Genomic DNA, 19,794 nt, shown 5'->3' with positions numbered 1-19,794 from the left:
CGGGCCAGTACCGTCACCGGGCTAGTAGCCCAGCTCCCTGGGATTCCCGGGGAGCTTCTTCATGTCCAGGGCGTCCGCGGGCTCCTCCAGGCGCGGCAGCTCCGGCAGCGCGTCCCACGGCACCTGGGCCTTGCGCAGGTCGCTGCGGATCTTGGCGGCCAGCTTCCGGGTGTCCCGCCGGTTCATGAGCGCACCGACGGCGGCGCCGACCAGGAACGGCATCAGGTTGGGAAGGTCGCGGACCATCCGCTTCATGATCTGCTGGCGCAGTTCGCGCCGCATGGGGCCGCCGAGGGCGGCGTTGATGGTGGAGGGCTTCAGCGGGTCCACGCCGCGCTCGCCCGACCAGGAGCGCAGATACGCGGTGCTGCGGTCCTTGAGGTTGCCGGGCGGCCGGAGGCCGTACACCTCGTGCAGTTCGGCGATCAGCTTCAGCTCGATCGCGGCCACGCCGGTGATCTCCGCGGCCAGTTCGGTGGGCATCGCGGGCGGTACGGGCAGCATCGCGGCCGCGCCGATGCCGGCGCCGACCGTGGAGGTGGCGTTCGCCGCGCCCGCCACGAGCTTGTCCGCGAGCTCCTCGGGTCCGAGGCCGGGGAACTGCCTGCGGAGCGTCTGGAGGTCGCGTACGGGGATTCTGGGGGCGATCTCGATGATGCGGTCGGTCAGGTAGGCAAGGCCGGCCCTGGCACGGTCACCGCCCTTGCGGACGCCTTCCCGGGCCAGGTCTCTCGCCTTGTCGCGGACCACCGCGGCCCGTCGCCTGGCGACGGGTGCGGTCTCCTCGCCGGGCACCGGGTGGTCGGCCCGGTCGCCCGCCGCCGCGAGCGAGGCCGATCCCGCGGGAAGTACTTCCTCGCCGGATGAGCCCCGCTCGTCGTCACGCACGCCGTGAGGGCCTTCCGCGGGCCCTTTGTCCGCTCCCCGCGACAGGAAGCGGCGCTTCCGGGAGGGGGTCGAGCCAGTCACGGCCGACCCCGCCTCAGTCGCAGTCGCGGCAGATCGGCTGGCCGTTCTTCTCGCGGGCCAGCTGGCTGCGGTGGTGCACCAGGAAGCAGCTCATGCACGTGAACTCGTCCTGCTGCTTGGGCAGGACGCGGACCGCCAGCTCTTCGTTCGAGAGGTCCGCGCCGGGCAGTTCGAGCCCTTCCGCGGCCTCGAACTCGTCCACGTCCACTGCGGAGGCGGACTTGTCGTTCCGCCGGGCCTTCAGCTCCTCAAGGCTGTCTGAGTCGACGTCGTCGTCGGTCTTGCGTGGGGTGTCGTAATCGGTAGCCATTTCGCCTCTCCCCCTCTGGGTGTCTGCGGTGTCTCCAGCGCACGTAACGCGTGAGAGGCCGGACTTGTGCCCGCCTCGAGGCGGAGATTTTGCCTCACATCAAGGTCTGTTACTCAATCGACACCCAACCGGACTCCTCAAGAGTGATCGGCTTGGATGGCGATCGGGACCGTACACGGTCCCGTTGCCGCACCTCAAAGGCGTCTCACCGTGTACTTCCCGTGATCAGGACCCCCGAAAACCCGGATTTTCCGGGCCTTCCGACGGGCCTCATGATCACGGAGAGTAGATGGCCGGAAATTCGCCCTTGTGATCGATCACACACGGAGATGCGGGGGGTGAGCCCTGAAAATTCCGCGCAAAGCGAACATCCCCGCGTGTGTCGGCGACATGATCTCAGACCGGCAGGGTGACCCGCATCACGAGACCGCCCCCTTCCCTCGGCTGCGCCGTGATGTGGCCGCCGTGCGCCCGGGCCACGGACCGCACGATGGACAGCCCGAGCCCGACCCCCTTGTCGCTGCCCGTGCGCTCCGTGCGCAGCCGCCTGAACGGCTCGAAGAGGTTGTCGATCTCGTACGCCGGCACGACCGGGCCCGTGTTCGAGACGACCAGGACCGCCTGGCCGTGCTGGACGTCGGTGGTGACCTCGACCCAGCCGTCCTCCGGCACGTTGTACCGCACGGCGTTCTGTACGAGGTTCAGCGCGATGCGCTCCAGCAGCACGCCGTTGCCCTGGACGACCGCCGGCTTCTGCTCGCCGCGGATCGTCACCCCCTTGGCCTCGGCCTCGCCGTGCACCTGGTCGACGGCCTGCCCGGCGACCTCGGCGAGGTCGACCGGCTTGCGCTCCACTATCTGGTTGTCGCTGCGGGCGAGCAGCAGCAGGCCCTCCACGAGCTGCTCGCTGCGCTCGTTGGTGGCCAGCAGGGTCTTGCCGAGCTGCTGGAGCTCCATGGGCGCGCCCGGGTCGGACAGGTGCACCTCCAGGAGCGTGCGGTTGATCGCCAGGGGCGTGCGCAGCTCGTGCGAGGCGTTGCCGACGAAGCGCTGCTGGGCGGTGAAGGCCCTCTGGAGCCGCTCCAGCATGTCGTCGAAGGTGTCGGCCAGCTCCTTCAGCTCGTCGTCCGGGCCGTCCAGCTCGATACGGCGGGACAGGTCCGAGCCCGCCACCGCGCGCGCGGTGCGGGTGATCCGGCCGAGCGGGGACAGCACGCGGCCCGCCATGGCGTAGCCGAACGCGAAGGCGATCACGGCGAGGCCGAGCAGGGCCAGCAGCGAGCGGCTGAGCAGGTTGTCCAGCGCGACCTGGCGCTGGTGGTCGATGCAGGCGCTGATCGCGGTGTTGAACTGGGTGAGCGTGAGGCTGGTGGCGTTGGCCTGGTTGACCGCGGGGCAGTCGGCGCTGGCGACCTTGATCTCGTCGCTGACACCGAGGTTCACGATCTTGAACGGCGGCTGGTTGCCGGTGCTGATGGCCTGCGCGGCGAGCAGATAGATGATCGACAGCAGCAGGATGCCGGCGATCAGGAACATGCCGCCGTACAGCAGGGTGAGGCGTATCCGGATGGTCGGGCGCAGCCAGGGGAGGTTGGGCTGCGGTCTGCGGGGGTCCCAGGTGGGCTTCGGAGGCGCCTGGGGCGGCGCGGGCGTGGCGGCCACCGGGATCAGATCCGGTAGCCGGAGCCGGGCACCGTGACGATCACCGGGGGTTCGCCCAGCTTGCGGCGGAGCGTCATGACGGTCACGCGGACGACGTTGGTGAAGGGATCCGTGTTCTCGTCCCACGCCTTCTCCAGGAGCTGTTCGGCGGAGACGACGGCGCCCTCGCTGCGCATCAGCACCTCCAGGACGGCGAACTCCTTGGGGGCGAGCTGGACCTCCTTGCCGTCGCGGAAGACCTCGCGGCGGTTGGGGTCGAGCTTGATGCCGGCCCGCTCCAGGACGGGCGGCAGCGGCACGCTGGTGCGGCGGCCGAGGGCACGCACGCGTGCGATCAGCTCGCTGAAGGCGAAGGGCTTGGGGAGATAGTCGTCGGCGCCGATCTCCAGGCCCTCGACGCGGTCGCTGACGTCGCCGGACGCCGTGAGCATCAGCACGCGGGTGGGCATGCCGAGTTCGACGATCTTGCGGCAGACGTCGTCGCCGTGGACGAGGGGCAGGTCGCGGTCGAGGACGACCACGTCGTAGTCGTTGACGCCGATGCGCTCCAGGGCGGCCGCGCCGTCGTACACGACGTCGACGGCCATGGCCTCCCGGCGCAGTCCGGTGGCCACCGCATCGGCGAGCAGTTGCTCGTCCTCGACGACGAGTACGCGCACGGCGCTTGTCCTTCCTGTGTCCACCCGCGTAGCGCTCCACGAGAGCGCGCGGGCAGGGGTGCTGGTGAGTGTGCGTCCCATCCTGCCCTTTTCGGCCATAAGTCGGCGGTAAGACGGGTGAGGGCGCACGAAGGACGGGTGCGGGGCCCGGGAATGCGAGATTTTCTCGTGCGGTTGAGGTTTCCGCGGAAGGGAGCGGGGGGAGGACGGCTTTACACCCCGCGATCACGCTCCGCATGTGCCGCAGCACCATGTGGTACCTCGCGGTCCGCTTGCCGCAGAGCGGGCGTGGGTGTCCGGCACCGTCGCCGCCCGGCAGGGGGGTGGGCCGGGCATCCGCCGGAGACGTGATCGCCCTTTCTTTCCCGACGGCACACCCCCGTGCCACCGACCCACCGACCCAAGGACGAGGGGGCGCAGCATGGACGCATTCACCGCAGGACTTCTGCAGCGCATAAGGGCGACCGAGTCCGACCTGACCCGGGCTCAGGACGAGGGCGACGACTTCCTCGCCGACGTGGAGCAGGCAGAGCTGGAGGACCTGCGCCGCCTCGCCGCCGAACACGGCGTGGAAGTCGGCGCGACCAGCGTCTGAGCGGTCGCGCGACAACGATCGCGCGGCAGGAAGGGCCCCGGCGAATCCAGCGCCGGGGCCCTTCCGCATGCGCGGACGCGTGACCGGTGTCCAGGCAGCAGACAGCCGTCAGTCGTGCCAGGCGCCGAAGTCCTCCAGGAGCCGCTGGAGGGGCGCGAAGACGGCCGGGGTGGCGGCGATCGCCAGATCGCGTGCCGGGGGCTCTCCGGGCCGTCCACCCGTCAGCGCGCCCGCCTCCCGGGCGATGAGGTCGCCCGCCGCGAGGTCCCAGGGGTGCAGCCCGCGCTCGTAGTAGCCGTCGAGCCGGCCGGCGGCCACGTCGCACAGGTCGACGGCGGCCGAGCCGCCCCGCCGGATGTCGCGCAGCAGCGGGATCAGCCGCCGGGCCACGTCGGCCTGGTGATCGCGGACCTCGGTGACGTAGTTGAAGCCGGTGGAGACCAGCGCCTGGTCCAGGGGCGCCGGGGGACGGCAGGCCAGGACCCGCTCGCCCGCCCAGGCGCCGGTCGCCCGGGCCCCGCCGCCGCGCACCGCGTGGTACGTCTCGCCGCGCATCGGGATCTCGACGACCCCGACGACGGTCTCGCCGTCCTGCTCGGCCGCGACGGAGACGGACCAGGTGGGCAGCCCGTACAGGTAGTTGACCGTGCCGTCGAGCGGGTCGATCACCCAGCGGACGCCGGTGCTGCCCTCAGTGGAGGCACCCTCCTCGCCGAGGAAGCCGTCGTCGGGGCGGTGCTCGGAGATCAGGCCGGTGATCAGCTTCTCGGCGGCGATGTCCATCTCGGTGACCACGTCGATGGGGCTCGACTTGGTGGCGGCCACCGCGAGGTCGGCCGGGCGGCCGTCGCGCAGCAGCTCGCCGGCCCGGCGGGCGGCCTCCCGGGCGAGGGCGAGCAGGTCCGTGTGGAAGGGGTCGGTCACGGTGTTCCTCACGCGTAGGGGCTGTCGGCGCCCGCGGCGGCGGGCCGGGGTGCCCGCGCGGGGCAGCAGCCGACGGGGCAGAGGTCGTGGCTCGCGCCGAGCGTGCCCAGGGCGCAGGGGGTGACGGGCCGGCCGCTCTCGGCGGCGGCGCGCTCCAGGATCAGCTCGCGGACGGCGGCGGCAAAGCGCGGGTCGGCGCCGACGGTGGCCGAGCGGCGCACCGGCAGGCCCAGCTCCCCGGCCCTGGCCGTCGCCTCGGTGTCGAGGTCGTAGAGGACCTCCATGTGGTCGGAGACGAAGCCGATCGGGGCCATCACGACCGCCGGGACGCCGGCCGCGCGCCGCTCCTCCAGGTGGTCGCAGATGTCGGGCTCCAGCCACGGGATGTGCGGGGCGCCGGAGCGGGACTGGTAGACGAGCTGCCAGGGGTGGTCGACGCCGGTGCGCTCGCGGACGGCGTCGGCGATCAGCGCGGCGACGTCCAGGTGCTGCCGTACGTACGCGCCGCCGTCGCCGTGGCCCTCGACGGGTCCTGAGGTGTCGGCCGCGGTGGTGGGGATCGAGTGGGTGGTGAAGGCGATGTGGGCGCCGTCGCGGACGTCCTCGGGGAGGTCGGCGAGGGAGCGCAGGACGCCTTCGGTCATCGGTTCCACGAAGCCGGGGTGGTTGAAGTAGTGCCGCAGCTTGTCGACCCTCGGCAGCGGCAGGCCCTCGGTCTCCAGGACGGCCAGCGCGTCGGCGAGGTTCTCGCGGTACTGGCGGCAGCCCGAGTAGGAGGCGTAGGCGCTGGTGGCGAGGACCAGGATGCGGCGGTGGCCGGCGGTGACCATCTCGCGCAGGGTGTCCGTGAGGTACGGGGCCCAGTTGCGGTTGCCCCAGTAGACGGGCAGGTCCAGGCCGTGGTCGGCGAAGTCCTTGCGCAGGGCGTCCAGCAGGGCGCGGTTCTGCTCGTTGATGGGGCTGACCCCGCCGAACAGGAAGTAGTGCTGCCCGACTTCCTTGAGGCGTTCCGTGGGGATGCCGCGCCCTCGCGTCACGTTCTCCAGGAAGGGCACCACGTCGTCCGGGCCTTCCGGGCCGCCGAAGGAGAGCAGGAGCAGGGCGTCGTAGGGGGTGGCTTCGAGCGCGTCTGGCATGGGTCCGATCCTGCCACCCGGCACCGACGGCCGGGAAACGGCGGGGTGCTCCGGTGGGCCTCGGCGGCCGGGGTGCGCGGACCGGTGCGTTAGGGTGACCTCACTCGTAAGCTGTATAGGCCACCTTTACGCCTTACCCGGCGTGACCGTGACCCCACGAGCCACCCTTCCTTCATGCCGCGCGAAGCCGCACGCGCGCGTGACCGGACTTCCGGAGAGCCGCCGTGCCCAGCCCCTACCGCGCCCTGTTCGACGCCCCCGGCTCCAAGGGCTTCGCCGCCGCGGGGTTCCTCGGCCGGATGCCGCTGTCGATGATGGGCATCGGCGTGGTCACGATGATCTCCCAGCTCACCGGGCGCTACGGCCTCGCGGGGGCCCTGTCGGCGACCATCGCGCTGTCGGCCGCGCTCGTCGGGCCGCAGATCTCCCGCATGGTGGACCAGTACGGGCAGCGCCGGGTGCTGCGCCCCGCGACGCTGGTGGCGCTGACGGCGGCGGCCGGGCTGCTGCTGACCGCGCACTTCCGGTGGCCGGACTGGCTGCTGTTCGTGTGCTCCGCGGGCATCGGCGCCGTGCCGAGCCTCGGCGCGATGGTCCGGGCCCGCTGGGCGGCCCTGTACCGGGGCACCCCGAAACTGCACACCGCGTACTCGTTCGAGTCGGTGGTGGACGAGGTCTGCTTCATCTTCGGTCCGATCGTGTCGATCGGTCTGTCGACGGCCTGGTTCCCGGAGGCGGGGCCGCTGCTGGCGGGCTGCTTCCTCGCGGCCGGGGTGTTCTGGCTGACCGCCCAGCGCGGCACCGAGCCCGTCCCGCACCCGCGCGAGCGGCGCGGCACCGGCAGCGCGCTGCGCTCCCCCGGTCTCCAGGTCCTGGTGGTCACCTTCGTGGCGACGGGGACGATCTTCGGGGCGGTCGACGTGGTCACCGTCGCGTTCGCCGACGAACAGGGCCACAAGGGCGCCGCGAGCGTCGTCCTCGCGCTCTACGCGGCCGGCTCCTGTCTCGCCGGACTGGTCTTCGGACTGCTGCGCCCGCGGGGTGTGCCGGAGCGGCGCTGGCTGCTGGGTGTGTTCCTGATGGCCGTGAGTATGATCCCCCTCCTACTGGTCGGAAACTTGCCGTTTCTGGCCGTGGCGCTGTTCGTTGCGGGACTGGCCATCGCTCCGACGATGATCACCACCATGTCCCTCATCGAAGAGCACGTACCACGCGCACAGCTCACCGAGGGCATGACCTGGATCAGCACCGGGCTCGCGGTCGGGGTGGCGCTCGGCTCCTCCATCGCCGGCTGGGTCATCGACGCGGCCGGGGCGCGGGCCGGGTACGGGGTTCCGGCGGTGGCCGGTGCCGTCGCGGTCGCGGTCGGATTCCTGGGGTACCGCCGGCTCGTCAGGCCGGCGCCGGGTCGGGGAGGCACCGTTGAGCAGCACAGCGAGCGCGAAGAACGGCACGTGGCGTAACTGGGGCGGCAATGTGACCGCCCGTCCCGCGCGGGAGGTCACGCCCGCCTCCGTCGACGAGCTGGCGGAGGCCGTGCGCCGGGCCGCCGAGGACGGGCTGAAGGTGAAGGCGGTCGGCACCGGCCACTCCTTCACGTCGATCGCCGCGACGGACGGGGTGCTGGTCCGCCCTCAGCTCCTGACTGGGATCCGTGACATCGACCGGGACGCCATGACCGTCACGGTCGAGGCCGGTACCCCGCTCAAGCGCCTCAACCTCGCGCTCGCGCGGGAGGGCCTGTCGCTCACTAACATGGGCGACATCATGGAGCAGACGGTGTCGGGGGCCACCAGCACCGGCACCCACGGCACGGGCCGCGAGTCCGCCTCGATCGCCGCGCAGATCAAGGGGCTGGAGCTGGTCACGGCCGACGGCTCGGTGCTCACCTGCTCGGAGAAGGAGAACCCCGAGGTCTTCGCGGCCGCCCGGATAGGTCTCGGCGCGCTGGGCATCGTCACCGCGATCACCTTCGCCGTGGAGCCGCTGTTCCTGCTCACCGCGCGCGAGGAGCCGATGCCGTTCGACCGGGTGCTCGCCGACTTCGACGAACTCTGGGCCGAGAACGAGCACTTCGAGTTCTACTGGTTCCCGCACACCGGCAGCACCAACACCAAGCGCAACAACCGCAGCGCGGGGCCGCGCCGCCCGGTGGGCCGGGTGCCGGGCTGGATCGAGGACGAGTTCCTCTCCAACGGCGTCTTCCAGGTGGCCCAGTGGGTCGGCCGCGCGGCGCCCGCGACGGTCCCGACGATCGCGCGCGTCTCCAGCAGGGCGCTCTCCGCGCGCACCTACACCGACATCCCGTTCAAGGTCTTCACGTCCCCGCGCCGGGTGCGGTTCGTGGAGATGGAGTACGCCGTCCCGCGCGCGGCCGTCACCGAGACGCTGCGTGAACTCAGGACGACGATCGAGCGGTCCGGGCTGCGGATCAGTTTCCCGGTCGAGGTGCGCACCGCGCCGGCCGACGACATCACCCTGTCGACCGCCTCGGGCCGGGACAGCGCGTACATAGCCGTACACATGGTCAAGGGGACGCCCTTTCAGGCGTACTTCACCGCCGCCGAGCGCATCTTCACCGCGCACGAGGGACGGCCGCACTGGGGCAAGGTGCACACGCGGGACGCCGAGTACTTCGCGGAGGTCTACCCGAGGTTCGGCGAGTTCACCGCGCTGCGGGACCGGCTGGACCCCGACCGGCGGTTCCAGAACGACTACCTGCGCAGGGTGTTGGGGTCGTAGCGGACACTCGGGTGATTCCGGAGAAAGGGTGAAGCGGGGGGTGAAGTGCGCCACTTACACGATCACCGGAAGCCCTTCAGCACGGCCAAGTCGCGGTTCTTGCCAGAAGTTGGGCGGCGTGCCAATCCACGCACGTGGCCCAAATGGAGTACTGTTGCGAGCCCTGGGCCCGGCCTCCCTTCGGGGTGTCCGGGGCCATGCTGGACCGCCGGGAGGGGCTCGTTGCACAGGGTGACGATGTTGGTGACTTAGCGTGGCGAAATAGGTAACCGTGCCATAACGGCGATCACGGGCCCGTGCCCGACACGCCGGGCAACTCGGCAAGGTTGTGGCAGGCTGCACCCGGGCAGGCCACACTCGACTAGCGGAAGCAGCGACGCACGTGACGTCGGCAGGCACCACCCGGGAGGTCCCCATGCCCGAACTGCGTGTCGTGGCCGTCTCGAATGACGGCACACGGCTGGTGCTGAAGGCTGCGGACAGCACGGAGTACACGCTTCCGATCGATGAGCGTCTGCGCGCCGCCGTTCGCGGCGACCGTCCCCGCCTCGGCCAGATCGAGATCGAGGTGGAGAGCCATCTCCGCCCCCGTGACATCCAGGCGCGTATACGTGCCGGCGCGACCGCGGAAGAGGTCGCCCAGATGGCGGGCATCCCCGTCGACCGCGTACGCCGGTTCGAGGGCCCCGTGCTGGCCGAGCGCGCCTTCATGGCCGAGCGCGCCCGCAAGACACCCGTCCGCCGCCCCGGTGAGAACGCCGCGGGTCCCCAGCTCGGCGAGGCCGTCCAGGAGCGACTGCTGCTGCGCGGCGCCGAGAAGGACACCGTCCAGTGGGACTCCTGGCGCCGCGACGACGGCACCTGGGAGGTCCTGCTCGTCTACCGGGTCGCGGGCGAACCGCACTCGGCGAGCTGGACCTACGACCCGCCCCGCCGGCTCGTCCAGGCCGTCGACGACGAGGCGCGCTCGCTGATCGGCGAGTCCGACGACCTCGCCGCGCCGGAGCCCAGCTTTCCGTTCGTCCCCCGGATCGCTCGGCTGCCGCGCGACCGTTCGATGGACCGGGCGCTGGAGCGGCCGAGTCTGCCCGCCCAGCCGTCCGAGCCACCCGAGGAGACCATCGGGGAGCGCGAGCGGGACTCGCTGACCAGCCTGCTGGAGGCGGTGCCGAGCTTCCGGGGCGACCTGGTGGTCCCGGAGCGCCCGGTGGAGACCCCCGAGGAGCCCGAGGAGCAGGAGCCCGAGGCCGAGGAGCCGCCGGCGCCGGCCGCCTCCGCGGGGTCCGCCTACGCGGACGTCCTCATGCCGCGCTCGGTGGGCAGCCACCGGGACCGGCTGATCGGCGCCACCGACCGTCAGGCCGAGGCGGACGGCGTCCGTCCCGGCCGCCGCGCCGCGGTGCCGAGCTGGGACGAGATCGTCTTCGGCACCCGGCGCAAGAAGTCCCAGGAGTAACGGGATTCGTAAGGCGACTCGGCACGGGAGCCGCCTGAGGAGAACGCTTCGCACGACCCTCTATACGTACGGGAGGGCCGCACCTGTTCGGTGCGGCCCTCCCGTACGCGCGTGTGCGAGGAAGGTCACTGCGGATCGGGACCGACGGCGACCGGCCGGGACGGGTCCGAGGACCACTCCGACCAGGACCCCACGTACAGGGCGGCCGGGATGCCCGCCACGGCCAGCGCCAGCACCTCGTGGGCACCGGAGACGCCCGAACCGCAGTACACGCCCACCTCGGCGCCGTCGGACGCGCCCAGCGCCTTGAAACGGTCGTGCAGTTCCTCCGCCGGCAGGAACCGGCCGTCCGGGCCCACGTTCTCGTTCGTGGGCGCGGAGACGGCCCCCGGGATGTGCCCACCGACCCGGTCGATCGGCTCGACCTCGCCCCGGTACCGCTCCCCCGCGCGCGCGTCGAACAGCACACCGGAACGGGCGAGCACCGCGGCGGCGTCCGCGTCGAGCAGGCCCGTGGCACCCGGAACCGGCTCGAAGTCGCCCTCCCCGCGCGCGGGTACATCCGTCGACAGATCGCCGGCCCACTGCGGCAGCCCGCCGTCCAGGACCCGCACGTCCGGGTGGCCCGCCCAGCGCAGCAGCCACCAGGCGCGGGCCGCGGCCCAGCCCTGACCGCCGTCGTAGACGACCACCGGGCGGGCCGCCGAGACGCCCGCGCGGCGCATCGCGGCGCCGAACTCCGCGAGGTCGGGCAGCGGATGACGGCCGGCGGCACCGGCCGCGCCCGCCAGTTCGCGGTCCAGGTCGACGTAGACCGCGCCGGGCACGTGCCCGGCCTCGTAGGCGGCCCGGCCGTCGAACGGCGGCTCGCCCGCCGCCTTGGCCACGCTGAGCTGCCAGCGGACGTCGAGCACCACCGGCGGGCACTCTCCCGCCAGTTCGCTCGCGAGTTCGGATGCGGAGATGATGGCGTTCATGCCCCCCATCCTCGCGCACGGGGTGGCCCCCACGTCCATGTCCGGCTACTCTGCTCCGCCGGACAGCCTCGGTCACGAGGCGTACGGGTTCGAGCACATGCCGTACAGGCGATCGACATACGGCGACAACCGCGCGTGAACCGACGAGAACCCTCCACCAGGCATCCTCCGAGGGCGGAAGCGACACGGCCACCACCAGGGCCGAGGAGAAGGTGACGATGACCGAGGCACGTGGGTCGGCCGGCTCGGGAGGAACGGCGCACACCCGGTACGCGTCCGGCACACCCTGCTGGGTGAGTCTGATGGCGCACGGGTTGACGGCGACACAGGAGTTCTACAGCGCGCTGTTCGGCTGGGAGTTCCAACCCGGTCCGCACCAGCTCGGTCCCTACGCGCGGGCCCTGCTCCACGGGGAGGAGGTGGCCGGAATCGGCCAACTTCCCCCCGACCGGCACCTCCCGGTCGCCTGGACGCCGTATCTGGCCTCGGACGACGTCGATTCCACCGCCGAGTCGGTGCGGCTATGCGGCGGCACGATCGGCGTCGGCCCGCTGGACGCCGGGGACGCCGGGCGCCTGGCGATCGGCTCGGACCCCGCCGGAGCGGTCTTCGGCGTCTGGCAGGCGGCGCACCACCTCGGCACGGGCGTCACCGGCGTCCCCGGCACACCCGCGTGGAACGAGCTGCTGACCTACGAGGCCGCCGGTGTCGTCAAGTTCTACGAGACGGTGTTCGGCCACGAGCGGGACACCGATGCCTCCGCCGACTCCGACCACCTCACCCTGCGGCTCGCCGGACGCCCGGTGGCCGGGATCCGGGGCATGGGCAACACCCTCCCCCGGGACCGGGGTGCGCACTGGCTGACGTCCTTCCAGGTGGCCGACGCCGACGACGCCGTGCGTCAGGTCCGCGACCTCGGCGGCCGGGTCCTGGAACCCGCCCACGACGAGCCGCACGGCCGCGCCGCCACGGTGGCGGATCCGGAGGGCGCGGTCTTCTCGGTGGTCGAGCTTCGCGGCTGACGCGGTCCGCCCACCGGTTCACCTGCTCACCGGTCATACCGTCGCGATCAATGTCTCGGTTGGTTCACGGTGCTGTCCCGGTCGGATGCCCGCCGCGCTCGCCGCCGTCGGTGGTGGCTAATGTGCCTGGTCGCAGGGGTGCGCATCAGTGCGATCGCCCCGCCGAGCCTTCCACCGACGCGACTTCACGGGGGTACGACGACATGGCCCAGGGGACCACCTCGACGACCGGCAGAACGTCCCGGCGACGCCTGCTGCGACTGACCGGCGGCGCGCTCGCACTCGGCGCGCTCGCGGTCGGGGCGACCGGCTGCCGCAACGACGCGCAGGACACCACCGGCGGCGGGACGGGATCCGGCGGCACCGGCAAGGACAAGGGGAAGGGCACGGACAGCGGCACCGGCGGCAAGGGATCCGGCGGAACGGACGCGGCCGGCGCGCCCAAGCCGCTGTGGACCAAGTCCGTCTCCGCCGAGACCTACGGCAACAACGACGAACTCGTGGCCGTCGCCGGTGTGGTGATCGCGAGCGGCGCGCCGCTCGACGCCCTCGACGGCAAGACTGGCCGGCCGCGGTGGACGCTGAAGAACGGCGCCACTCCCGGCGCCCCGCTCCTCATCGGCGACGACACGCTGTACCTGGCCAGCAGCGCCTACGACGGCACCGTCAGCGGGCACGACCCCGCCACCGGCAAGGAGACCTGGCGCGGCCGACTGGGCAAGGAGTACCGGCAGCCGCGGCCGGTCGCGGTGGACGACAAGCAGGTGTACGTCATCGCCGAGATCCTGGAGGCGGACGGCTCCTCCCACACGAACGTGATCGCCGCGCTGGACAGCGGCACGGGCCGGGTGGCCTGGAAGGAACAGCGCGACCTCGGCACCGAGCAGACCGGTGTGCACACCGCCGTGCGGGATCGTTTCCTCGTCTACACCGACCTCAAGAAGAACCTCACCGTCCGCGACACCGCCACCGGCCGCCAGGTGTGGACCCACAAGACGACGAGCACCAACTACGGCGTCTTCGCCCTGCACGGCGACCTGGTGATCGTCCCGCAGGGGCGGGTCCTCCAGGCGTTCGCCCTGGCCGACGGCGCCGAGAAGTGGTCGCTGAAGACTGACGAGTTCGCCACCTTCAAGGAGCCGACCGTCCTGGGCGACACGCTGTACATCGCGGACAGCAACCGCACGCTCCGGTCGGTCGACCCGCGGACCGGCAAGGAGAACTGGCGCTCCGAGGACCTCTCCGAGAAGGGCGCCCAGCCGCCCCGGCAGTTCCTGGAGGCGGGCGGCACCCTCTACGGCGCGACGGACCTCGACGAGGGCGGCGGCATCCACGCCTTCGACCCGAAGACCGGCACCCTGCGCTGGACGTTCAACGACAAGTCCGGCGACTTCCACGCCTGGCTGATGGCCACCGACGGCACGCACGTCTTCGCCCTGCACGGCACGAAGCTGCACGCCCTGCCCGCCTAGGGCGGTTCGGCGCCTACGCCGGCGGGACCGGCAGGACGTCCGGGGAGAGGGCCGCCGCGCGCGCCGTCGCCGCTGTCATGCGGCGGCGGTGGTGGCGGCGGCACAGGACCTCGTAGCCGATGGTGTCGGCCTGGTCGACGTCGCCGACGACGACCTGCGCGCCCTCGACGACCATGACGCCGCCCACCGTGCGGGCGTTGTGCGTGGCGCGCGCCCCGCACCAGCACAGGGCCTCGACCTGGAGGACCTCGACCCGGTCGGCGAGTTCCACGAGCCGCTGGGAGCCGGGGAACAGCTTGGAGCGGAAGTCGGTGGTGATCCCGAAGGCGTAGACGTCGATGTCGAGATCGTCGACCACGCGCGCGAGCTGGTCGATCTGGTCCTCGGCAAGGAACTGCGCCTCGTCCGCGATCACATAGTCCGCGCGGCCGCCCTGGGAGAGGTGGTCGACCAGGTAGGCGTACAGGTCCTGCCCGTCCTCGACCTCGACCGCGTCGGTGACCAGGCCGAGGCGGGAGGAGAGCTTTCCTTCGCCGGCGCGGTCGTCACGGGTGAAGATCATGCCCTGGAGGCCGCGCGCGGAGCGGTTGTGCTCGATCTGGAGAGCCAGGGTCGACTTCCCGCAGTCCATGGTTCCGGAGAAGAAGACCAGCTCGGGCATGGGGAGTTGAGCACCTTTCGGTGGAGAGTCGGAGAGAGGGCGGGGCGTCAGGAGCGTACTTCGAGCAGGGGGACGAGCTGCTCGGCAGGGGTCATGGAACCGTGGTTGCCGACCATCAGCGACTCCTTGGGCTCCCGCTCCGAGGCGATGAGCAGGACGTCGTCCCGGGCCGCCGCGATCACGTCGCCGAGCCGGTCGTACACCCGCTCGTCGACCTGGGGGCCGAACCAGCCCGCGGCGATCGCCTCGTCGCGCGAGGCCACCCAGAACTGCTCGCCGAGGACCTCGCGCCAGCAGGTCAGGACGTCGTCCGCGGCTCCCGGTACGGCGTAGACATGGCGGGCGCGGCCCTCGCCGCCCAGCAGGGCGACCCCGGCGCGCAGCTCCCAGTCCTCGTCGAAGTCGATGCGGTGCTGCTCGTCGAAGGGGACGTCGACCATGCCGTGGTCGGCGGTGACGTACAGCGCGCTGCGCGGCGGCAGTTGTTCGGCGAGGCGCTGGACGAGCCGGTCGACGTACATGAGCTGGCCGCGCCAGGTGTCGGAGGCGACGCCGTAGCGGTGGCCTGCGCCGTCGAGTTCGGCGTAGTACGTGTAGACCAGGGAGCGGTCGCCGGCGGCGAGCTGCTCGGCGGCGAGGTCCATGCGCTCCTCGCCGGTCAGCCGCCCGTGGAAGGTGCCGCCGCTGAGCGCCACCTTGGTCAGCGGGGTGTTCTGGAAGGTGGGCGAGGACACCTGGGCGGCGTGCACGCCCGCCCGGTCGGCGAGCCGGAAGATCGTGGGGTACGGCTGCCAGGCGTCCGGTGAGGTCCAGGGCTGCCAGCGGAGCTGGTTCATCAGCTCGCCGGTGGCCGGGTTGCGCACGGTGTAGCCGGGCAGGCCGTGGGCGCCGGGCGGGAGGCCGGTGCCGACGGAGGCGAGGGAGGTCGCGGTGGTCGCCGGGTAGCCGGCGGTGAGGGGGCGTCCGGTGCCGCCGCGGGAGCTGCCGAGGAGCGCGTGGAGGTAGGGCGCCTCGTCCGCGTGGTCCTTGATCTGCTCCCAGCCGAGGCCGTCGATCAGGAAGACGCAGTTGCGGTCGGCCGGGGCCAGCTCGGGGATCGCCGCGGTGGTGCCGGGGACGCCCATGCCCGCGGCCAGGGTGGGCAGCAGGTCGGCGAGGGAGCCGCTGCCGTACTCGGGTACGGGGGCGGAGGCGACGGTGAGGGGCTCGGGGTGGTCCCAGGCTGGCTGCGCCATCAGCGGGTCAGATCCGCGGTGGCCTCGGAGAGCGACTGGGCGAAGGCGAGCGCCTGGCGCACCGTCTCCGGGCCGTCGCCCGCCTCGCTGACCCGCAGGCTGAGGTCGTCCGCCGTCGAGTTGCCGGTGTAGCCGTGGTCGGCGTCGCAGTTGGGGTCGCCGCAGGCGGCCGGTTCCAGGTCGATACGGGAGACGGCGCCCCAGCCGATGGTCAGCACGACCTCGCGGGGCAGGGTGCCCGGCGTGTACGACTCGGGGTTGGCGACCACCCGGCTGACCACGACGGACGAGATCCGGCCGAGCTTCACGGACTCGGTGGACGTGGTGGCGTACGGCGTCGGGGAGGTGGTGTCGGCGGCCTGCTCGTCGGTGTGGCTGACGATGAAGCGGTTGCCGGTGAGGACCAGCACCGTCACATGCCGGCGGACCTCGTTCTGGTCGAACGTGGTCTCCTGGTGGACCAGGAACGACGTGATGGGCTCGCCGCCCACGGCGGCCTCCACCGCCTCGGCCACGAGGGCCGGGTAGTAGCCGCTGCGCTCGATCGCCGCGCGCAGCCCCTGGGTCGTCGTACTGGTCTTGGCCATGCCGTCCATCCTAATCCGTGGGTAAGGGCGGTCCGGGCCAGTCAAGGGCAACCCCGTCCCCCGCAACAGGGCCGAACCCCTCTCACCTCCCCGGAGGCCCCACCCAGGGCGCGAATCGCCGCCCGGGCGCCGGGTCCGCGCTCCAGTACCGCAGCACCTGCCCCTGGACGACTTCCAGCCGCTGGGCGGCGACGAGGCAGGGCGCGGGTTCGGTGCCGCCGGCGTCGGCCTCGAAGGCGATCACGACGGGCGGCGCCTCGCCGAGCCGACGGGCCAGCGACCGCAGCTCGTCGGGTGTGGGAGCCCGGAAGACCGGGTCCTGGAAGGCGGCCGGGCACCGGACGAAGGCGGGATCGCCGAAGACCAGTTCGAGGCCGTGGTGGTAGGTGAGGTCGTGGCCGGCCGCCAGCCGGAGTTCCGCCGGGTTCCAGGCGATCACGTCCCAGTCCCACCAGGAGCCCTCGGGGAGGGTGAGGGGGCCAGGCGGCGTGCCGTCGGGAGGGGTCACGGTGGCTCTCTCAGTACGCCGGGAGCGTGCGGGGGCCGAGGTCGTCTCGGGCCGGGGGTGGGGCCAGGCGGACCGAGGCGCCGAGGACGCTCAGGCCCTGGGGGGCGACGACGACCGGTTCCAGGGTGACGGCGACGACCTCGGGGTGGTCGTCGACCAGCCGGGAGACGCGCAGCAGCAGCTCCTCCAGGGCGGGGGTGTCGACGGGGGTCGAGCCGCGCCAGCCGAACAGCAGGGGCGCCGTGCGGATCGAGCGGATCAGCGAGGTCGCGTCGCGGTCGGTGACCGGGACCAGGCGGTGCGCCATGTCGCCGAGGAGCTGGGAGGCGGCCCCGGCGAGCCCGAAGGAGAGCACGGCCCCGGCGGCCGGGTCGATGACCGCGCGGACGACCGTGTCGACCCCGCGCGGGGCCATCGCCTGGACGACCGGACGCACCTCCTCCGGCTTCCCGAACATCTCGGTCAACTCGGCGTACGAGCGTCGCAGTTGCTCCTCGTCGGCGAGGTCGAGGCGGACGCCGCCCAGGTCGGCGCGGTGGCGCAGATGCGGGGCGGTGGCCTTGAGGGCGACCGGGTAGCCGAGGGCGGCGGCCGCCGCGGCCGCGTCGTCGGGGGTGGGCGCGGGGATCGCGCGGCGGGGGTGGATGCCGTAACGGCCCAGCAGTTCGCACGTGTCGTCGGTGCCCAGGGTGAGGCCCTGTCCGCGCGCGAGGAGGCCCTCGATGAGCCGGGCGGCGCCCCTCTCGTCGATGTCGTCGTACTCGGGGACCCGGCCGGGTTCGGCGACCTCGCGGCGCCACTGGGCGTACTTCACGACCTCGGCGAGGGCCCGCACCGCGCGCTCGGCGGCGGGGTAGGCCGGGATGAGGTGGGCGCCCTCGGGGGCCGCGGCGGCGGGCGGCCGCGGGACGCCGTCCTCCGACGCCGCGGCACGCGCGCGGGCGGCCGCCTCGGGGCGGGGCGGCGCGGTGCTGGTGGCGGCCGACAGGGCGGCGGCGAGACCGCCGAGTTCCACGTGGACGACGAGGACCGGCTTCGCGGGCGCCGCGGCCGCGGCGGAGCGCAGCGCCTCGGCCAGCGCCGCGTCCCCCGTGGACGCCTCCCCGATCGCCGGTATCGCCGTCACCACCACCGCGTCGCACGAGGCGTCGCCCAGCGCCCGGGCGAGGGCGGCGTGGAAGTCCTCGGCCGTGGCCTCCGTCGTGAGGTCCAGCGGGGGCAGCGGCCGCAGCCCCTCGGCGAGACACGCGTCGTAGGTGAGCAGCCCGAGGGACTCGGAGTTGCCGAGGATGGCCACCCGGGCGCCGGTCGGCAGCGGCTGGCGGGCCAGCAGCAGTCCCGTGTCGACCAGTTCGGTGATGGTGTCGACGCGGATCACCCCGGCCTGGCGCAGCAGCGCGGAGACCGTGGCGTGCGGGAGCCGGGTCGCGCGGACCGCGTGTCCCTGCGGGGCGGATCCGGCGCCCTGGACGACGACCAGCGGCTTGGCGGCGGCCGTGCGCCGCGCGAGCCGGGTGAACTTGCGGGGGTTGCCGATGGACTCCAGGTACATCAGGACGACGTCGGTGTCGGGGTCGTCGTACCAGTACTGGAGGACGTCGTTGCCGGAGACGTCCGCGCGGTTGCCGGAGGCGACGAAGGTGGAGACGCCGGTGACCCCGGTGACGCCGCCGCCGCGCCGGTGCAGCCGGGAGAGCAGGGCGATGCCGATGGCGCCCGACTGGGCGAACAGGCCGATCCGGCCGGGGCGGGGCATCTCCGGGGCGAGGGAGGCGTTGAGCCGCACCTGCGGGGAGGTGTTGACGACGCCGAACGCGTTGGGGCCGATGATCCGCATGCCGTACGCGCGTGCCTGGCGGACCAGCGCGCGCTGGCGTTCGCGTCCCTCGGGGCCGCTCTCCGCGTAGCCGGCGGACAGCACGACGAGTCCCTGGACGCCGTGTTCACCGCACTCGGTGACGACCTCGGGCACATGGTCGGCGGGGACGGCGACCACCACCAGGTCGACGGGTTCGGCGATCTCGCGCACGGAGCGGTGCGCGGGCACGCCGTCGAGGTGCTTGAGGTCCTCCGGGAACGCCTTGTTGACGGCGTGCAGGGACCCGGTGAAGCCTGCCTCGCGCAGATTGTCCAGGACGCTGCGGCCCACGCCGCCGGCGGTGCGTCCGGCTCCGACGACGGCGACCGAGCCGGGCACCAGCAGGCGTCGTACCGAGTGGGCCTCGGCGCGCTGCTCCCGCGCGCGCTGCACGGCCAGGGAGCGTTCGGTGGGTTCGAGGCCGAACTCCAGGTGGACGACGCCGTCCTCGAAGCTGCGCTTCTGGGTGTAGCCGGCGTCCGTGAAGACCTTGATCATCTTGTTGTTGGCGGGGAGCACCTCGGCGGCGAAGCGGCGGATGCCGCGCTCGCGCGCGACGGCCGCGATGTGTTCGAGGAGTGTGGAGGCGACGCCGCGGCCCTGGTGGGCGTCCTGGACGAGGAAGGCGACCTCGGCCTCGTCGGCCGGGGCGGAGGCGGCCATGCCGTCGGCGCCGATGCGGTCGTAGCGTACGGTGGCGATGAACTCGCCGCCGACCGTGGCCGCGAGTCCCACCCTGTCCACGAAGTCGTGGTGCGTGAAGCGGTGGACGTCCTTCGCGGACAGACGCGGGTAGGGCGCGAAGAAGCGGTAGTACTTCGACTCGTCCGACACCTGCTCGTAGAAGCTGACCAGGCGCTCGGCGTCATCGACGGTGATGGGGCGGATGCGCGCGGTGCCGCCGTCGCGCAGCACCACGTCGGCTTCCCAGTGGGCGGGGTACTCGTGCCGGTCCGAGGCGCTCTGCATGGGGCCCAGAGTACGGCTCGCGTACGACAACGGCGCGAGGCAGTCTGTGGAG

18 protein-coding genes are annotated in these 19,794 nt (G+C 72.5%); 6 read left to right on the top strand and 12 right to left on the bottom strand.

All coding sequences use genetic code 11. From position 1 onward, the window contains the following. Window positions 1–21: 21 nt before the first annotated feature. The 4 genes from AFM16_RS29105 to AFM16_RS29090 form a co-directional block, all read right to left on the bottom strand. Window positions 22–969 carry a hypothetical protein gene (locus tag AFM16_RS29105; protein WP_107419171.1) on the bottom strand — a complete coding sequence of 316 codons (948 nt, stop codon included), beginning with the start codon at window positions 967–969 and terminating at the stop codon, window positions 22–24. Between the two features lie 13 nt (window positions 970–982). Further along, window positions 983–1,279, bottom strand: coding sequence for a DUF4193 domain-containing protein (locus AFM16_RS29100; RefSeq protein ID WP_003993510.1), 297 nt, complete (start codon window positions 1,277–1,279; stop codon window positions 983–985). Window positions 1,280–1,675: 396 nt separating this feature from the next. After that, window positions 1,676–2,941: a sensor histidine kinase gene (locus AFM16_RS29095; protein WP_030789939.1), complete on the bottom strand. Its 1,266-nt coding sequence runs from the start codon at window positions 2,939–2,941 to the stop codon at window positions 1,676–1,678. Between the two features lie 5 nt (window positions 2,942–2,946). After that, the gene (locus AFM16_RS29090; protein WP_003993508.1) at window positions 2,947–3,600 is read right to left on the bottom strand and encodes a response regulator transcription factor; all 654 of its coding nucleotides are present in this window, start codon (window positions 3,598–3,600) and stop codon (window positions 2,947–2,949) included. 421 nt (window positions 3,601–4,021) lie between these two features. On the opposite strand from AFM16_RS29090, the gene AFM16_RS39510 reads away from it, so the two are divergent. Further along, complete coding sequence (locus tag AFM16_RS39510; protein WP_167797272.1) at window positions 4,022–4,195, top strand: hypothetical protein; 174 nt, start codon at window positions 4,022–4,024, stop codon at window positions 4,193–4,195. 108 nt (window positions 4,196–4,303) lie between these two features. Here the strand turns inward: AFM16_RS39510 and AFM16_RS29085 are convergent, their stop codons facing one another. Continuing rightward, window positions 4,304–5,119 (bottom strand): inositol monophosphatase family protein, encoded by an 816-nt coding sequence (locus tag AFM16_RS29085; protein ID WP_078635197.1) that lies wholly within the window; start codon window positions 5,117–5,119, stop codon window positions 4,304–4,306. Between the two features lie 8 nt (window positions 5,120–5,127). Next, the gene (locus AFM16_RS29080; RefSeq protein WP_078635195.1) at window positions 5,128–6,255 is read right to left on the bottom strand and encodes a ferrochelatase; all 1,128 of its coding nucleotides are present in this window, start codon (window positions 6,253–6,255) and stop codon (window positions 5,128–5,130) included. Window positions 6,256–6,479: 224 nt separating this feature from the next. Between AFM16_RS29080 and AFM16_RS29075 the strand changes: the two genes are divergently transcribed. The 3 genes from AFM16_RS29075 to sepH all read left to right on the top strand — a co-directional run bounded on the left by AFM16_RS29075 (window position 6,480) and on the right by sepH (window position 10,453). After that, entirely contained in the window at window positions 6,480–7,718 is a 1,239-nt protein-coding gene (locus AFM16_RS29075) for an MFS transporter (RefSeq protein WP_030789947.1), read from the top strand. Next, entirely contained in the window at window positions 7,678–8,997 is a 1,320-nt protein-coding gene (locus AFM16_RS29070; protein WP_078635193.1) for a D-arabinono-1,4-lactone oxidase, read from the top strand. Before AFM16_RS29075 ends, AFM16_RS29070 begins: the two co-directional genes overlap by 41 nt. Window positions 8,998–9,412: 415 nt before the next feature. After that, window positions 9,413–10,453: a septation protein SepH gene (gene sepH / locus AFM16_RS29065; RefSeq protein WP_078635191.1), complete on the top strand. Its 1,041-nt coding sequence runs from the start codon at window positions 9,413–9,415 to the stop codon at window positions 10,451–10,453. A 125-nt stretch (window positions 10,454–10,578) separates the two neighbouring features. Here sepH and AFM16_RS29060 read toward each other — a convergent pair whose 3' ends face one another. Next, window positions 10,579–11,430: a sulfurtransferase gene (locus tag AFM16_RS29060; protein WP_078635189.1), complete on the bottom strand. Its 852-nt coding sequence runs from the start codon at window positions 11,428–11,430 to the stop codon at window positions 10,579–10,581. Between the two features lie 218 nt (window positions 11,431–11,648). Here AFM16_RS29060 and AFM16_RS29055 point away from each other — a divergent pair, with 218 nt between their 5' ends. After that, on the top strand, window positions 11,649–12,452 hold the full coding sequence (locus AFM16_RS29055) for a VOC family protein (RefSeq protein WP_078635187.1): 804 nt from the start codon (window positions 11,649–11,651) through the stop codon (window positions 12,450–12,452). A gap of 203 nt (window positions 12,453–12,655) precedes the next feature. After that, on the top strand, window positions 12,656–13,924 hold the full coding sequence (locus AFM16_RS29050; RefSeq protein ID WP_078635185.1) for a PQQ-binding-like beta-propeller repeat protein: 1,269 nt from the start codon (window positions 12,656–12,658) through the stop codon (window positions 13,922–13,924). Window positions 13,925–13,937: 13 nt separating this feature from the next. Here the strand turns inward: AFM16_RS29050 and AFM16_RS29045 are convergent, their stop codons facing one another. The 5 genes from AFM16_RS29045 to AFM16_RS29025 form a co-directional block, all read right to left on the bottom strand. Then, entirely contained in the window at window positions 13,938–14,585 is a 648-nt protein-coding gene (locus AFM16_RS29045; RefSeq protein ID WP_030789964.1) for a thymidine kinase, read from the bottom strand. A 47-nt stretch (window positions 14,586–14,632) separates the two neighbouring features. Next, window positions 14,633–15,820 (bottom strand): alkaline phosphatase family protein, encoded by a 1,188-nt coding sequence (locus AFM16_RS29040; protein ID WP_030789966.1) that lies wholly within the window; start codon window positions 15,818–15,820, stop codon window positions 14,633–14,635. Then, window positions 15,820–16,416: a DUF5998 family protein gene (locus AFM16_RS29035; protein WP_030789970.1), complete on the bottom strand. Its 597-nt coding sequence runs from the start codon at window positions 16,414–16,416 to the stop codon at window positions 15,820–15,822. Before AFM16_RS29035 ends, AFM16_RS29040 begins: the two co-directional genes overlap by 1 nt. A 73-nt stretch (window positions 16,417–16,489) precedes the next feature. Next, complete coding sequence (locus tag AFM16_RS29030; RefSeq protein WP_078635183.1) at window positions 16,490–16,915, bottom strand: hypothetical protein; 426 nt, start codon at window positions 16,913–16,915, stop codon at window positions 16,490–16,492. 10 nt (window positions 16,916–16,925) lie between these two features. Beyond that, a complete protein-coding gene (locus tag AFM16_RS29025) occupies window positions 16,926–19,742 on the bottom strand; it encodes a bifunctional acetate--CoA ligase family protein/GNAT family N-acetyltransferase (RefSeq protein ID WP_078635181.1) in 2,817 nt (938 codons plus the stop codon). Window positions 19,743–19,794: the final 52 nt, after the last annotated feature.

It is taken from the genome of Streptomyces antibioticus, assembly GCF_002019855.1.
Lineage (GTDB): Bacteria > Actinomycetota > Actinomycetes > Streptomycetales > Streptomycetaceae > Streptomyces > Streptomyces antibioticus_B.
The sequence above is the reverse complement of the archived record's forward strand: the minus strand, read 5'-3'. Positions and strand labels throughout refer to the sequence as shown.